We start from the raw sequence: 15,646 nt of genomic DNA on the forward strand, positions 1-15,646 counted from the left end.
GAACTCCCCCCGGCAGGCCACCGGGACGGTGGGTCGGCGGCGGGCGCTCCGGTTCCTTACGGTACGAAGACAGGGTGAGTGCCGCCAGCGTGACGCCCCTAGCCCTGCCCGACACCGTCTCGGTGAACTGCCAGGGCAGCACCTCCTGCGAGTGGATTTACGACATCACCAGGTCCGCCTGGTTCGCCGAGGGCAGTTACTGGATCCTGCTCAAGCCACTGCGGGTGCTGCTGATACTGGCACTGGCGATGGTGGCCCGCTGGGCGCTGCACCGCACGATCAACCGGTTGGTCCGGACGACCACCGACGGCGCGGTGCCGACGATGCTGCGGCCACTGCGCGAACGGGTACCCACGGCCGCGGTCGACCCGGCCGAGTTCGTTCCCGAGCGGCGGCGGCAGCGCGCCGAGGCGATCGGCTCGGTGCTGCGCAGTCTGACGACCGCGTTCGTCTTCGGCATCGCGCTGCTGATGATCCTGCGCGAGTTCAGCTTCGACCTGGCTCCGCTGCTGGCCAGCGCGGGGATCGCCGGCGTCGCGCTGGGCTTCGGCGCGCAGAGCCTGGTCAAGGACCTGATCGCCGGCCTCTTCATGCTGATCGAGGACCAGTACGGCGTGGGCGACAACGTCGACCTGGGCGAGGCGATGGGCGTGGTGGAGTCGGTCGGCCTGCGGGTCACCACCGTGCGCGACGGTCGCGGTGTGCTCTGGTACATCCGCAACGGCGAGATCATCCGGGTGGGCAACAAGAGTCAGGGTTGGGCCCTCGTGGTGGTGGACCTGCCGATCGGTTTCAACAGCACCGAGGAGGCGAGCGCCGTCCTGCGGACCGCCGCCGCCTCAATCGCCGTGGACCCGGAGCTGTCGCCAGAGATCGTGGAGGCGCCCGAGGTGCTCGGTGTCGAGCAGGTGACGGTGGACGGCGCGGTCATCCGGACGGTGGTGAAGACGACCGCGGACGGCCAGTTCGCGGTGGGCCGGGAGCTGCGTCGGCGCCTCGCGGAAGCTCTGGAGAACTCGGGGATCACCGCGCAGATCGCGGCCGCCCGTCTCTATCCGGGCCTGTCGACCCGGCCGTTGCCCGAGGGTGAGACCGGCCAGGGCGGCGCTACCTGACCCGGGCGACACTGTCCTCCGATTCAGGGGTCGCGAGCCGCCCGGCCCCTCAGGTATCGTCCGTTCGTTCAGTCGGGGAGGCGACGAACGACCCGTTCGACCTAGCTAGTTGTCAGACGATCGGGCAGAATCCGGAGCACGCGTTCCTGCCAAAGCGTGATCACATCCTCGCTGATCCGTAGATCTGACGAGAGCTTCCGGTCGGGCTGCCACGAGCGGCCGAGCCGGGGCCGATGGAGGCGACGGTGCCCGACGAGCGACCTTCCGCGGAAGGCCCCGCTACTTTTCGCGAGGTGTTCGCCCAGCACGAGTTCCGGGCTGTGTTCGCGGCTGGGGCTCTCTCCTGGGTCGGCGACTACGTGGCAAAGGCCGCCGTCACTCTGCTCGTCTACCAGCAGACCCGGTCCGTCGCGCTCTCCGCCACCGCCTTCGCGGTCAGTTTCCTGCCCTGGCTGCTCGGTGGTCCCCTGCTCGCCGCACTCGCCGAGCGCTACCCGTACCGGCGGGTGATGGTGGCGTGCGACCTCATCCGGATGGCGTTGATGGTGCTCATCGCCATTCCGAACCTGCCGTACCAGGCGGTGCTGGTGCTCATCTTCGCCGCCACGCTCGCCAACCCGCCGAGCCAGGCGGCGAAGTCCGCGCTGATGCCGCAGCTGCTCAGCGGGGACCGGCTGGTCGTGGGGCTGTCGCTGAACAGCAGCGTCGGGCAGGCCGCCCAGATCGTGGGGTACGTGTTCGGCGCCGCGGTCGCGGCGATCGACCCGGAGGTGGCGCTGCTGTTCAACGCCGCCACGTTCGGCCTCTCGGCGCTGCTGGTCCGCCTCGGCGTACGCAACCGTCCGGCGGTGACCAACCCGGCGCAGCGCAGCCACCTGCTGCGGGAGACTCGCCAGGGGTTCGGCATCGTGTTCCGCACGCCGGTGCTGCGGGCGATCGCGGTGCTGGTGTTCAGCGCGATGCTCTTCTCGATCGTCCCCGAAGGGCTCGCCGCTGCCTGGGCCAACGACGAGAGCCGGGGCACCGTGAGCGCGGGCACCGCCCAGGCGGCGATCATGGTGGCCAACCCGATCGGTTTCCTCCTCGGTGGGTTGCTGGTGAGCCGGCTGTTCGGGCCGGCGCGCCGGCTGAAGCTGATGCGACCGCTCGCGGTGCTCTCCCCGCTGGTGCTCGTGCCGGCGCTACTCGACCCCCCGCCGCTCGTGGTGGCGTTGCTCGCCGCCCTCTGCGGGTTCGCGGTCGCCGGCATGCTGCCGATGGCCAACGGGCTGTTCGTCCAGGCGCTGCCCAACGGGTTCCGGGCCCGCGCCTTCGGGGTGATGGCGACCGGCGTCCAGGTCATCCAGGGTCTCGCGGTGCTGGTCACCGGGGTGCTCGCCGAGCGGTTCCCCATCCCGGTGGTGGTCGGGGTGTGGAGCGCGGCCGGGGTGGTGCTCATGGCGGTCGCGGCGCTGCGCTGGCCGGACCGGCAGACGGTGGACGAGGCGATCGCCGCTGCCTCGGCGGCCAACGCCGACCCGCCCGCCGAGCCCGGCAGCCCGGCCGGTGACGGCACGGCAGCGGGTACGCCCGACTCGCGTGCCGGTGACGGCCACCGCCGGCACGCGGTCACCTGACCCGTCGCGTCGATCCGCGACGAGCGCGCCGGTGGCCGCATTCGGGGGCGTCGCTGCGGCGTGATTCGACGCACGCCGTGCGGGTCGGGTCGACACCGCGGGCACCTGGCAGGATGGAAGTGTGACTTCCGCAGGTGACTCCGACCGTCCCGGTGCGTCGATGACCCTCTTCGAGGCGGTCGGCGGCGAACCCACCTTCCGCAAGCTGGTCGACGAGTTCTACGCCGGTGTCGCCACCGACCCCCTGCTGCGGCCCATGTATCCGGAGGACGACCTGGGCCCGGCCGCGGACCGGATGACCCTGTTCCTGATGCAGTACTGGGGCGGCCCGAACACGTACTCCGCCCAGCGTGGCCACCCGCGACTGCGGATGCGGCACGCGCCGTTCCGGATCGGCGCGGCCGAACGGGACGCCTGGCTGCGCAACATGCGCCGCGCCGTGGACCGGCTCGACCTTGAGCCGGAGATCGCGGGCACCCTCTGGGACTATCTGGAGCGGGCCGCGTACTTCATGGTCAACGTCGAGGACGACCCGGCCGACGGCCGCTGACCCGCCCCATCCGAGGGCAGCGTCAGAGCAGCGCGCCCTCGTCGTGCAGCCAGTCCACGAAGCTGGTGGCGACCGCCGCGCCGCAGTCGAGCATCTCGACCAGCAGCGCGTCGTGGGTGCCGGCGCCGAGTGGCACCTGCAGCTCGGCGTAGATCGGTAGCTGACCGCGCTCGGTCGGGTCGCCGATGTACGCCTTGCAGAACCGGCGGGTGTGGTTCCACTCGTTGACCACCCGGTATGCCCGGTCGGCCCAGTCCGGGGGGACCGTGGCGTGCGGACGTGCCCGCATGACCAGGATCTCGTCCTCCGGACCTTCGAGGGTGACCAGCACGGCGTGCCGCTCCCACATGGCCAGCAGGTTGCCGTCGCCATCGGCCAGATAACGCACGTCGAGCAGATCGAGCGCGTCGCAGACCCGACGCAGACTCACCGGCTCGACGGTGGCGGGCATCTCGGTCAGCACGGGCCGCTGCTCGTTGGACGGGCAGTCGTCTCCCGGCTGGCGAGGACTGGGCGGCCCGATCCGGACCGCGCTCTCGACTGTGATCCCGCTTCGGGTTTCCGGATCGCCGCCGTCGGCGGGACCGGGGCGCCATGACCACCACGGCATCGCTCGCGCACCTCACTCCCCAGCGGATCCAGCCGCCTACGGTGCGTTGGATCCGAGGATGGACGGTACCCGGACAGCCGGGTTGAAGCACCCCCCCAACGACCGCCCCTGCCCAGAAGAATGAGCCGGGGTCATCCGTTCGGACGAGTAACGAGGGGTGTCACGGCAAGATCCGTGGCCTTCTGCAACCACGCCGCTCCGTGCGGTCCCACCAGGCCGACCCAACGACCGGCCACCCGTACCTGAACGGCGTTCGAGTCGTCGCCAGCCGCCGGGCCGTCGGCGGTGCCGAGGAAACCCATCCGGACCACCCCCTGCACCAGCCGCTGCGGCACCTCCACCGGCGCGGCGGGCGAGCCGTCCGGGGTGACCACCACCGCCACGTGGTCGAGCAACGCGTCGCGCAACGCCCGCTGGCCCACCGCACGGCCGGCGACACCCTGCTCGCTCGCCGTCCGCAGGGTGCCCGCCGCCGCATCCGCGATCCGTCGCAACTCGGCGACGGGCAGCGCCTCCACCTGACGGCTACCCGCCGGCGGCAGTGGCCACCGCCACTGGGCGTCCCGACGGGTCGGCAGGGCCGCGCCGCCGCGCGCCAGCTCGGCGAGCAACTCGGTGGCGGCCACCGTGACGTCCTCGGCGGCACCATCGGCTGGCCCACCGGCCACCGTGCGGACCACCAGGACCTGCCACGGCAGGCGGGCCCACAGGGCGACCCGGCCGGGCGCACCGGCCGGCCGCAGTCGGACCGGCGCCACCGGGTCCAGGCGGACCAGCCGGGCCAGGAAGGCGCCCGCGTCCGCCACCCCGGCGACGCCGTGCGTGGGCGTCGGCTCCGCCGCCCGGCCCGGCTCGGCGGTGTCGGGCCGGGTCACGCCACGCCACCCTGCGGCGCGTACGTGAGCAGGAAGTCCCGTTCCTCGGTGGTGATCCGGCGGGGCACCTGGCGGGTCAGGTCGAACGGCACCAGCACCGAACGGGCGCGGCTGGCCAGCACCTCCCCGTCGTACAGCTCGTAGGCGACGGTGAACCGGGAGGCCCGGATCTCCTCCACCCACAGCTCGATCCGCACGGTGGGTGCCGCCTCCGCGGTGGCCCGGCCGAGCGCGTAGTCGACCGGGCGCAGGTAGTCCACCTCGTGGCGGCGGATCACCACCCCGTCGGCGAACGAGCCGACTCCCCAGGCCCGGCCCCCGGCGAACATCAACGCCACCCGCGCCTCCTCGTAGAGGGTGAGGAAGCGCGAGTTGTTGACGTGGCCGTACGCGTCCAGGTCGGACCAGCGCAGTGTGCAGTGGTAGACGAAGCGGTCAGACACCGTCTCGGCCGGTCAGTCGCGGGTCAGCTTGCGGTAGGTCACCCGGTGCGGCCGGGCGGCCTCGGCGCCGAGGCGGTCGATCTTGTTCTTCTCGTACGCCTCGAAGTTGCCCTCGAACCAGAACCACTTGGACGGGTCCTGGTCGTCGCCCTCCCAGGCCAGGATGTGCGTGGCGACGCGGTCCAGGAACATCCGGTCGTGCGAGATGACCACGGCGCAGCCGGGGAACTCCAGCAGGGCGTTCTCCAGGCTGGACAGCGTCTCCACGTCCAGGTCGTTCGTCGGCTCGTCGAGCAGGATGACGTTGCCGCCGATCTTCAGGGTCAGCGCCAGGTTGAGCCGGTTGCGCTCACCGCCGGAGAGCACCTTGGTCGGCTTCTGCTGGTCCGGGCCCTTGAAGCCGAACGCGGCGATGTACGCCCGCGACGGCATCTCGACCTTGCCCACCATCAGGTAGTCCAGCCCGTCGGAGACGACCTCCCAGACGGTCTTGTCACCGTTGAGGCCCTCGCGGTTCTGGTCGACGTACGACAGCGAGACCGTCTCACCGACCCGGACCGACCCGCTGGTCGGCTGCTCCAGCCCGACGATGGTCTTGAACAGGGTGGTCTTGCCGACGCCGTTGGGACCGATGATGCCGACGATGCCGTTGCGCGGCAGCGAGAACGACAGGTTGTCGATCAGCAGCCGGTCGCCGAAGCCCTTGCTGAGGTTGTTCGCCTCGATGACCGTGCTGCCCAGCCGCGGACCCGGCGGGATCTGGATCTCCTCGAAGTCCAGTTTGCGGGTCTTCTCCGCCTCGCTGGCCATCTCGTCGTAGCGGTCCAGGCGGGCCTTGGACTTGGTCTGCCGGGCCTTGGCGTTGGAGCGGACCCAGTCCAGTTCCTCGGTGAGGCGCTTCTTCATCTTGGCGTCGCGGCGACCCTCGACGGCCAGCCGGGCGGCCTTCTTCTCCAGGTAGGTGGAGTAGTTGCCCTCGTACCCGATCGCCCGGCCGCGGTCCAGCTCCAGGATCCAGCCGGCCACGTTGTCGAGGAAGTACCGGTCGTGGGTGATCGCCATGACGGTGCCGGCGTACTTCGCCAGGTGCTGCTCCAGCCAGGAGACGCTCTCCGCGTCCAGGTGGTTGGTGGGCTCGTCGAGCAGCAGCAGGTCGGGCGCCTCCAGCAGCAGCTTGCAGAGCGCGACCCGGCGACGCTCACCACCGGAGAGCTGGGTCACGTCGGCGTCCGGCGGCGGGCACCGCAGCGCGTCCATGGCCAGTTCGAGCTTGGAGTCGACGTCCCAGGCGTCGAGGTGGTCGAGCTCCTCCTGGAGCTTGCCCATCTCCTCCATCAGCTCGTCGGAGTAGTCGGTTGCCATCTGCTCGGCGATCTTGTTGAACCGCTCCAGCTTGGCCTTGGTCTCGGCGACCGCCTCCTCGACGTTGCCGAGCACGGTCTTGGCCTCGTTGAGCGGGGGCTCCTGAGCGAGCATGCCCACGGTGTAGCCGGGCATGAGCCGGGCCTCGCCGTTGCTCGGCTTGTCCAGCCCTGCCATGATCTTGAGGAGGCTGGACTTACCGGCGCCGTTCGGACCGAGCACACCGATCTTGGCCCCCGGCAGGAAGCTCAACGTGACGTTGTCGAGCACGACCTTGTCGCCGTGCGCCTTGCGCGCCTTTTCCAGGACGTAGATGTACTGGGCCACGGTGCGGGCTACCTCCGTCGGTTGCTGTCGCTGATCGGCGGCGCGGCGCGGGCTGCGAGGACCGCCCGCCGCCGCCGGCCGGGAGCCGGCCGCGCGCACGCCATCGTCAATCCTGACAGGTACGGCGCGGTTCGCCCACATCACCCCGCCCGGGGAGTACGCGGGCGCGCCGCCTTGCCGACCGTGGTATTACCAAATAGCGTTCTTGGTATGACCAAGAAGATCGCCATCAGCGTGCCGGATGACGTGGCCGACCGGCTGGCCGAGGAATCCAACGTCTCAGCCTTCATCACCGACTGCGTTCGTCAGCGGATGGCTGGCGAGCGCACACGACGAGCACTTCGTCAGGTGGGCTTCCAACTCACTGATGAAGGTCTCGCCGAGGCGGGCAGGAAGCTCGACGAGGCGCATGCGAAGGTCACTCCGGAGTTGCGCGCGAAGGCAGCCGCCCTGCTGAGCGAGGCATCTCGCGGACGGATGACGATTCGTGACTGACGCAGGTCTCGTACTCGACACCGCCTGCCTTCTCGCCTACTCCCAAGGCGTGGAGGTGGTCGGGGAGCAGATCGCGAAGGTCGCGGACAAGCGACAGGCTGTGATCGTCCCGGCGCTCTGCCTGGCCGCCGCGTACCGCCAGGTGACGCACGACGGGTGGCCCCTGCTCGGCATTGTCGGCGACCTGGAGCAGGTCGTTGTGACACCCGTGGAGCACGACATGTGCGCGTTACTGGCCGGCTGGTCACGAACCCTCGGCGGCATGGATCTGGCCCAGGCCGCGATGGAGGCGGCTAGGGCGACCACACCGATCATGACTGATCGGCGGGAGCTGCTCGGCGAGGTGCTGCCCAAGGAGTGGCCGATCATCGACCTCTGACCGGTTGGATGTCGACAAGATCACCTCTAGGATTCGCGCATACCGAGGCGGGTAGGAGACTCCGGCACGGGGCACAAGACGCCGCAGCTACGCTCAGTACGCTCATCGCGGTGGACCCGTCAGTACCCGGAGGTGGCCGATCGTGACCGTCCGTAGCTCCTTTGTCGTAGTGGCGAACCGTCTGCCGGTCGACGAGGTGAGCACACCTGAGGGACGGCAGTGGCGACGCAGCCCCGGCGGGCTGGTCACCGCGCTGCATCCCGTACTCGCCGAACACCAGGGCACCTGGGTCGGCTGGGCCGGCGGCACCGGCGCGGCCCCCGAGCCGTTCGACCTGGAGGGGATCCGGCTGCACCCGGTCCCGCTCAGCGCGGAGGAGCTGGAGCGCTACTACGAGGGCCAGTCCAACGCGACGATCTGGCCGCTCTACCACGACGCGGTGGAGACGCCGGCCTACAAGCGCCGGTGGCGGGAGGCGTACCGCCTGGTCAACGCCCGGTTCGCGGAGGCCGCAGCCGACGTGGCGGCCGAGGGCGCGACGGTCTGGGTGCAGGACTACCAGCTCCAGTTGGTGCCGGCGATGCTCCGCGAGCTGCGCCCGGACCTGCGGATCGGGTTCTTCCTGCACATCCCGTTCCCGCCGATCGAGCTGTTCATGCAGATGCCGTTCCGCACCGAGATCCTGCGCGGTCTGCTCGGCGCCGACCTGGTCGGTTTCCAGCAGCGGCTGGCCGCGCAGAACTTCGTCCGGCTGGCCCGGCACCTGCTCGGGCTGCGCTACGAGGGGCAGATGATCCAGGTCGACGGTCGGCAGGTGAAGGCGGGCGCCTTCCCCATCTCCATCGACACGCAGGAGATGGAGCGGATGGCCGCCGACCCGGCGATCCAGGCCCGGGCCAAGCAGATCCGCGCCGAGCTGGGCGACCCGAAGACGATAATCCTGGGCGTCGACCGCCTGGATTACACCAAGGGCATCGAGTTGCGGCTCAAGGCCTTCCGGGAGCTGCTTGCTGACGGAAAGTTGACAGTTCCCGACGCGGTCATGGTGCAGGTCGCCACGCCCAGCCGCGAGCGCGTCGAGCACTACCAGGCACTTCGGGTCAAGGTCGAGCGCGAGGTCGGTCGGATCAACGGCGAGTTCGGCAGGGTCGGCGTGCCGGCGGTGCATTATCTGCATCAGTCGTACAGTCGCAGTGAGCTTGCCGCGATGTACGTTGCTGCCGACGTCATGATGGTGACCCCGCTGCGAGACGGAATGAACCTGGTGGCGAAGGAGTACGTAGCATCTCGTGCCGACCAGGGCGGCGCCCTCGTCCTCAGCGAGTTCGCCGGCGCCGCAACGGAGCTGCGCCAGGCATTTTTGTGTAACCCGCACGACCCGGACGCGGTCAAAGACGCCCTGCTCCGGGCAGTGCACGTGGAGAAAACCGAGGCACGCCGCCGGATGCGGACAATGCAACGTCACCTGCGTACCCACGATGTGGGCCACTGGGCCAAGTCGTTCCTCTCGGAGCTGGGAGTTCCCGAGGCGGAGGCCGAGTGAACACGACCGTCAACGATGGTGCGGCAATCGCCACCGGGGTCATGGACCCCGAGTTGCGCTCCGCCATCGGCCGGATCGCCCGGGTCCCCCAGCTCCTGATCGCCTGCGACTATGACGGCACGCTGGCACCGATCGTGGAGGACCCCAGCACGGCTGTACCGCTGCCCGAATCGGTGGCCGCGGTCCGCGCGCTCGCCGCGTTGCCGCAGACAACCGTGGCGGTGGTCTCCGGCCGGGCGCTGCGCGACCTGGCCGCGCTCTCCCGGCTGCCCAGCGAGGTGCACCTCGTCGGCAGCCACGGCTCGGAGTTCGACATCGGTTTCGTCGAGCGGCTCTCCCCCGAGCTGATCGCGGTGCGCACCCAGGTCCGCAACGCGCTGCGCGAGATCGCCGCCGAGCACCCGGGCATCCGGCTGGAACGCAAACCGGCAAGCGTCGCGATGCACACCCGGGGAATCGACCCGCAGGTGGCGGCCTCGGCCATCGAGGCCGTGCTCAACGGCCCGGCCACCTTCGACGGCGTCACGGTGACCCAGGGCAAGGAGGTCATCGAGCTGTCCGTCGTGGCCACCCACAAGGGCACGGCGGTCGACCAGCTCCGCACCCAACTCGCCGCCAGCGCGGTGCTGTTCATCGGTGACGACATCACCGACGAGAACGCGTTCGGCAACCTGCACGGCCCCGACCTCGGCATCAAGATCGGCCCTGGGGACACCCAGGCGGACTACCGGGTGGCCGACCCGCTGGAGGCGGCGCGCACGTTGGCGCTGCTGTTGGAGACCCGGCGGCACTGGCTGTTCGGCGAGCGGGCGGTGCCGATCGAGCGGCACTCCATGCTGGCCAACGGTCGCACCGTCGCGCTGCTCACCCCCGAGGCCAAGGTGAGCTGGCTCTGCCACCCCAAGCCCGACTCGGCGGCGATCTTCGCCGATCTGGTCGGTGGCAGCCCGGCCGGCCACTTCAGCGTCGCCCCGGAACGCGGCGGCATCCCGCTCGGCCAGCGCTACCGCTCCGGCACGATGACCGTGGAGACCCGCTGGTCCGGGCTCACCGTCACCGACTGGCTGGACAAGCCGGCCCGGGAGACCACCCCGGACGGCCCGGCGGTCGTCACCGGTGACTCGACCCTGGTCCGGGTGCTCACCGGGGGCGGCAAGGCCAAGGTGGAGTTCGCGCCGAGGCCGGAGTTCGGTCAGGTGGCCGTGCAGTTGCAGCCGCTCGGCGACGGTCTGCTGGTGCTCGGCTCCAACGAGCCGGTCGCGCTCTACTCCCCCGGCGTGCAGTGGGAGGTCCGCAACGACGGCGGGTACGAGACCGCGAAGGCGATCGTCGACCTCTCCGCCGCGGGCGGGCAGGTCGTGCTGGAGCTGCGCTTCGGCACACACAGCCTGGAGCACCACCGGGTGCCGATCCACGAGCGCCAGGCTGCCGCCGAGCAACCGTGGAAGGACTGGGTGGCGTCGCTGCGGCTGCCGTCCACCGCCCGGGACCTGGTCGCCCGCAGCGCCCTCACCCTGCGCGGGCTCTGCCACGAGGCCACCGGCTCGATCCTGGCCGCGGCAACCACCTCACTCCCCGAGGAGTTGGGCGGCGTCCGCAACTGGGACTACCGCTACTGCTGGTTGCGCGACGCCGCCCTGACCGCCCGTGCGCTCGTCGACCTGGGCTCCGTCGAGGAGGCCGAGGCGCTGCTGCGTTGGGTGGACGGCTGCATCGAGCGCACCGGCGGGCACCCGGAGCGACTGCACCCGCTCTACACCATCGACGGCTACGAGCTGGGTGCCGAGGCGGTCATCGACACGCTGCCCGGCTACGCCGGCTCCCGGCCGGTCCGGGTCGGCAACCTCGCCAACCACCAGTTGCAGCTGGACGTCTTCGGCCCGATCGCCGATCTGATCGCGGCCGTCGCCGACGCTCGTGGCTCGGTCCGCGACGACGAGTGGCGGGTCCTGGAGAACATGGTCGAGGCGGTCCGTCGGCGCTGGCACGAGCCGGACCACGGCATCTGGGAGGCCCGGCTGCCACCCCGGCACCACGTCTTCTCCAAGGTGATGTGCTGGATGACCGTCGACCGCGCACTGCACGTGATGCGCGAGCACGGCGGCGAGGACCGGCCCGAGTGGAAGGACCTGCGCGACCGGATCGGCGCCAACGTGCTGGAGCACGGCTGGCACTCCGACGTCGAGGCGTACAGCGTCGCGTACGGGGACGAGGACATGGACGCCTCGTCGCTCTGGATCGGGCTCTCCGGCCTGCTTCCGGGCGACGACCCGCGCTTCCTGTCCACCGTCCTGCGGATCGAGGCGGACCTGCGCAGCGGCCCGGTCGTCTACCGCTACCACTGGGACGACGGCCTGCCCGGCCGTGAGGGCGGCTTCCACATCTGCACGGCGTGGCTGATCGAGGCGTACCTGCGCACCGGCCGCCGCACCGACGCCGAGGAGCTGTTCGCGCAGATGGTGCTGACCGCCGGCCCGACCGGGCTGCTCCCCGAGCAGTACGACCCGCTCGCCGAGCGCGGCCTGGGCAACCACCCGCAGGCGTACAGCCACCTCGGGCTGATCCGCTGCGCCCTGCTGCTGGACAACATGCTCAAGCAGTAATCCCGAGCACGCACGAAGGGGGGCCGGAGCGCAGATCACGCTCCGGCTCCCCTTTCGTCGATCTTGCACTTTCGGTTGCCGTTTTGCGGCGGATATCCCCTATGCCGCAACAGAAAGTGCAAGATCGCGGCGGGCGGGGGTGGGGTGTGGGGGTTAGCTGTTGAGGGCAGCCACCACGTCGCCGACCACGACGACTGCGGGTGGGCGCAGGTCGGCGGCGAGCGTCTCGGCCGCGACCTCGCCCAGCGTGGACCGCAGCACCCGCTGAGCGCCCGTGGTGCCCTCCTGGACGACGGCGGCCGGTGTCTGCGGGGACCGGCCGTGGGCGATGAGGGTGGCCGTGATGGCGTCGAGGTTCTTCAGCCCCATCAGGATCACCAGCGTGCCGCGCAGACCGGCCAGGGCGTCCCAGCGCACCAGCGAAGCCGGCGAGTCGGGTGCCACGTGCCCGGAGACCACGGTGAACTCGTGCGCCACCGCCCGATGGGTGACCGGGATCCCGGCCGCCGCCGGGGCGGCGATCGAGCTGGTCACCCCGGGCACCACCGTCACCGGCACGCCGGCCGCCGCGCAGGCGAGCAACTCCTCGCCGCCACGGCCGAAGACGTACGGGTCGCCGCCCTTGAGTCGGACCACGAAGGCGCCGGCCAGCGCGCGGTCGACCAGGATCTGGTTGATCTCCTCCTGGGCCCGGGACGGGCCGTAGGGGATCTTCGAGGCGTCCACCAGCTCCACGTCGGGGCGCAACTCGTCCAGGAGCAGCCCGGGGACCAGCCGGTCGGCGACCACCACGTCGGCCTCGGTGAGCAGCCGCCAACCCTTCACGGTGATCAGCTCCGCGTCCCCCGGCCCGGCACCGACAAGCGCCACCCGCCCGGCCTGTCGCCCGCCGGGCGCACCTGCCGCACCTGTCGTCCCGACCGCACTGGCCGCACCGGTCGCGGCGTCGGATCGGCTCTGCGCCGCAGCGCTCCCGTCCGAGAGCGGGCCGACGGCGAGCAGGTCGCGGATCGCGTCGCGGACGGTCATCGCGCGGCGGGGGTCGCCGCCGCCGAGCACCGCCACGGTGACCGGGCCGTGCCGGGTCACCGCCGGGGTCCAGGCGGTGGCGGCCGTCCGGTCGTCGGCCCGGACGCAGAAGATCCGCCGCTCGGCGGCCACGGCGCTGACCGAAGCCGCCGCTGCCGGGTCGTCGATCGCCACCTGGACCAGCCAGGCGCCGTCCAGGTCCGCGGGCACGAACCGGCGCGCAACCCAGTGCAGCCGGCCCGCGTCGACCCGGGCACGCAGCGCCGGGGTCAGCTCCGGGGCCACCAGCAGGACGTCCGCGCCGGCGTCCAGCAGCGCGGGCACGCGTCGGGTGGCGACCGCGCCGCCGCCCACCACGACCACCCGCCGCCCGTCGAGCCGCAGACCGAGGGGGTACGGGTTGGCGGTCACGCCGCACCACCGAGGCGGGCGGCTCGCTCGCTGCGCGTGGTCACTTCTCGGCCACCCCGGCGGAGTCGAAGGTGGCCACCTCGTGCAGCACCCGGACCGCGCCGCTGACCACCGGCAACGCCAGCAGCGCGCCGGTGCCCTCGCCGAGGCGCAGCCCCAGGTCGATCAGCGGGTCCAGGCCGAGGTGGCGTAGCGCCACCGTCGCACCGGGCTCGGCCGAGCGGTGCCCGGCGACCATGGCGCAGACCGCCGCCGGGGCGAACGCGGCGGCGGCGAGCGCGGCCGAGACCGCGATCACGCCGTCCAGCAGCACCGGTGTGCGGCGGGCCGCCGCGCCCAGGATCAGCCCGGCCAGGGCAGCGTGCTCCAGGCCACCGACGGCGGCCAGTACGCCCAGCGGGTCGGCGGGGTCGGGCGCGTGCCGGGCCAACGCCGCCCGCACCAGGGCCACCTTGTGCGCGTACGTCGGATCGTCGACCCCGGTGCCCCGGCCGGTGGTGTCGAGCGGATCGGCGCCGGTGAACGCGGCGATCAGCGCGGCTGCCGGGGTGGTGTTGCCGATGCCCATGTCACCGGTGAGCAGGATGCCGGCCCCGGCGTCGATCAGCTCGTCGGCGATCCGGATGCCGGTCTGCACCGCCGCCAGTGCCTCGTCCCGGGTGAGCGCGGCGGTCACCGCGAGGTCGCGGGTGCCCCGGCGAACCGACGCGACAACCAGCCGGGGAACGGCCGGGTCGAGGACCGTCGGCGTGGCGGCCGGCTCGCCGGGCAGCGGGGTGGCCACGCCGACGTCGACGACGGTGACCGAAGCGCCGGCCTGTCGGGCGAACGCGTTGACCACCGCCCCTCCGGCCAGAAAGTTGCCGATCATCTGCGCGGTGACCTCCTGCGGCCAGGGGCTCACCCCCTGGGCGTGCACGCCGTGGTCGCCGGCGAAGATCGCCACCGCGGCCGGCTCGGGCAGCGGTGGTGGGCAGGCCCCGGCCAGGCCGGCGAGGCGTACCGAAAGCTCCTCCAGCGAGCCCAGCGAGCCCACCGGCTTGGTAAGCCGGCCGTGCAGCTCCCGGGCGGCGGCCATGGCCGTGTCGTCCGCCGGGCGGATCGCCGCGATCGTGGTCTCCAGCATCATGCCTCCATGGTCTCGCGCAGCACCTCGATGAACGCGTCGGTGGTGTTTCGGTCGCGTACCGCCACCCGCAGCCAGTCCGGGCCGAGCCCGGGGAAGGTGTCGCCTCGGCGCACCGCCCAGCCGCGCTCGCGCAGGGCCGCCCGGATCGGGGTCGCGCCCGGCAGGTGCAGCAGCACGAAGGCGCTGGCGGGACGGCCGACGACGCGTACACCGGGCAGGTCGGCGAGGCGTGCGACCAGGTGGTCGCGGTCGGCGGCGAGGTCGGCGGCGATCGCGCGTTCGGCCTGGACCGCGACGGTGCTGGCGCAGGCCGACGCGGCGGCGAGCGCGGGTGTGGAGACGGCCCAGAGCGGTTGGACGGCGGCCAGCCGGGACAGCAGCTCCGCAGCGCCCAGCAGGTAGCCGATCCGCAGGCCGGCCAGCCCCCAGGTCTTGGTGAGGCTGCGCACGACGAGCAGACCGGGCAGGTCGCGGCGGTCGGCCAGCGACTCCGGTTCGCCGGGGTGCCCGAAGGCGATGGTGGTGTCGGCGAACGCCTCGTCGATCACCAGCACCCGGCCGGGGCGGGCCAGCGCGGCGAGCGTGTGGGCGGGGTGCAGCACCGAGGTCGGGTTCGTCGGGTTGCCGATCATCACCAGGTCGGCGTCGGCGGGCACCCGGGACGGGTCGAGCCGGAAGTCGTCGGCCGCGTCGAGCAGCACCCGCTCGACCGGGTGTCCGGCGGCCCGTAGCGCCGCCTCCGGCTCGGTGAACTGAGGGTGCACGACCACCGGGCGGCGGATGCCGCGCAGCGCCTGGGCGATCAACACGAAGCCCTCGGCGGCGCCGGCGGTGAGCAGCACCTCGTTCGGGTGACGGCGGTGGCGGGCGGCGATGGCCGCCCGGGCCGGCGCCGGGTCCGGATAGCGGGCCAGGTCGGTCAGGGTCGCGGCGATCGGGTCGGCCAGCCAGGCGGGGGGCCGCGCCCGCCGGACGTTGACCGCGAGGTCGATCAGACCGGCGGTCGCCTCCGCGTCGCCGTGGTGCGCGAGGTCCGGCTCGGTCCCGGTTGGCGGGTCGACCGCGCGCGGCTGATCACACATGTCCGCGATCCTGCCGGGAAGGTAGCCGGCGGAACAGTCGATCCCGACGTAAGCCGCGTCACCACTCGCCGGTTTAA

Annotated in this window: 14 protein-coding genes; 7 read left to right on the forward strand and 7 right to left on the reverse strand. The window is 71.8% G+C overall.

What is annotated here, in order from left to right; translation table 11 throughout:
• Window positions 1-104: 104 nt before the first annotated feature.
• From AB0J33_RS26395 to AB0J33_RS26405, 3 genes are all read left to right on the forward strand, one after another.
• Window positions 105-1,115, forward strand: coding sequence for a mechanosensitive ion channel family protein (locus tag AB0J33_RS26395; RefSeq protein WP_363617108.1), 1,011 nt, complete (start codon window positions 105-107; stop codon window positions 1,113-1,115).
• Window positions 1,116-1,348: 233 nt separating this feature from the next.
• Entirely contained in the window at window positions 1,349-2,731 is a 1,383-nt protein-coding gene (locus AB0J33_RS26400) for an MFS transporter (RefSeq protein ID WP_363616985.1), read from the forward strand.
• A 121-nt stretch (window positions 2,732-2,852) separates the two neighbouring features.
• The gene (locus AB0J33_RS26405) at window positions 2,853-3,281 is read left to right on the forward strand and encodes a globin (protein WP_363616987.1); all 429 of its coding nucleotides are present in this window, start codon (window positions 2,853-2,855) and stop codon (window positions 3,279-3,281) included.
• Between the two features lie 22 nt (window positions 3,282-3,303).
• Here AB0J33_RS26405 and AB0J33_RS26410 read toward each other — a convergent pair whose 3' ends face one another.
• From AB0J33_RS26410 to ettA, 4 genes are all read right to left on the reverse strand, one after another.
• Window positions 3,304-3,891: a YbjN domain-containing protein gene (locus tag AB0J33_RS26410; RefSeq protein WP_363616989.1), complete on the reverse strand. Its 588-nt coding sequence runs from the start codon at window positions 3,889-3,891 to the stop codon at window positions 3,304-3,306.
• Window positions 3,892-4,022: 131 nt separating this feature from the next.
• A complete protein-coding gene (locus AB0J33_RS26415) occupies window positions 4,023-4,766 on the reverse strand; it encodes a hypothetical protein (RefSeq protein WP_363616991.1) in 744 nt (247 codons plus the stop codon).
• On the reverse strand, window positions 4,763-5,209 hold the full coding sequence (locus tag AB0J33_RS26420) for a thioesterase family protein (RefSeq protein WP_112584127.1): 447 nt from the start codon (window positions 5,207-5,209) through the stop codon (window positions 4,763-4,765). Before AB0J33_RS26420 ends, AB0J33_RS26415 begins: the two co-directional genes overlap by 4 nt.
• A gap of 12 nt (window positions 5,210-5,221) precedes the next feature.
• Entirely contained in the window at window positions 5,222-6,898 is a 1,677-nt protein-coding gene (gene ettA, locus AB0J33_RS26425) for an energy-dependent translational throttle protein EttA (protein WP_363616993.1), read from the reverse strand.
• 210 nt (window positions 6,899-7,108) lie between these two features.
• Between ettA and AB0J33_RS26430 the strand changes: the two genes are divergently transcribed.
• From AB0J33_RS26430 to otsB, 4 genes are all read left to right on the forward strand, one after another.
• Complete coding sequence (locus AB0J33_RS26430; protein ID WP_363616995.1) at window positions 7,109-7,393, forward strand: hypothetical protein; 285 nt, start codon at window positions 7,109-7,111, stop codon at window positions 7,391-7,393.
• The gene (locus tag AB0J33_RS26435) at window positions 7,386-7,772 is read left to right on the forward strand and encodes a hypothetical protein (RefSeq protein WP_363616997.1); all 387 of its coding nucleotides are present in this window, start codon (window positions 7,386-7,388) and stop codon (window positions 7,770-7,772) included. The genes AB0J33_RS26430 and AB0J33_RS26435 overlap by 8 nt, the downstream gene beginning before the upstream one ends.
• A 142-nt stretch (window positions 7,773-7,914) precedes the next feature.
• A complete protein-coding gene (locus AB0J33_RS26440; protein WP_030488230.1) occupies window positions 7,915-9,315 on the forward strand; it encodes a trehalose-6-phosphate synthase in 1,401 nt (466 codons plus the stop codon).
• 41 nt (window positions 9,316-9,356) lie between these two features.
• Window positions 9,357-11,918, forward strand: coding sequence for a trehalose-phosphatase (gene otsB, locus AB0J33_RS26445; RefSeq protein WP_363617110.1), 2,562 nt, complete (start codon window positions 9,357-9,359; stop codon window positions 11,916-11,918).
• 153 nt (window positions 11,919-12,071) lie between these two features.
• On the opposite strand, the gene cobA is transcribed toward otsB, so the two are convergent.
• Genes cobA through cobC form a run of 3 tightly spaced genes read right to left on the reverse strand, consistent with a single transcriptional unit; the run spans window position 12,072 to window position 15,569 of the window.
• On the reverse strand, window positions 12,072-13,358 hold the full coding sequence (cobA, locus tag AB0J33_RS26450; protein ID WP_363616999.1) for a uroporphyrinogen-III C-methyltransferase: 1,287 nt from the start codon (window positions 13,356-13,358) through the stop codon (window positions 12,072-12,074).
• 40 nt (window positions 13,359-13,398) lie between these two features.
• Entirely contained in the window at window positions 13,399-14,484 is a 1,086-nt protein-coding gene (gene cobT, locus AB0J33_RS26455; protein WP_363617112.1) for a nicotinate-nucleotide--dimethylbenzimidazole phosphoribosyltransferase, read from the reverse strand.
• On the reverse strand, window positions 14,484-15,569 hold the full coding sequence (gene cobC, locus AB0J33_RS26460) for an Rv2231c family pyridoxal phosphate-dependent protein CobC (protein ID WP_363617001.1): 1,086 nt from the start codon (window positions 15,567-15,569) through the stop codon (window positions 14,484-14,486). The genes cobT and cobC overlap by 1 nt, the downstream gene beginning before the upstream one ends.
• Window positions 15,570-15,646: the final 77 nt, after the last annotated feature.

This window comes from Micromonospora sp. NPDC049645, from assembly GCF_040675155.1.
Classification (GTDB): domain Bacteria; phylum Actinomycetota; class Actinomycetes; order Mycobacteriales; family Micromonosporaceae; genus Micromonospora.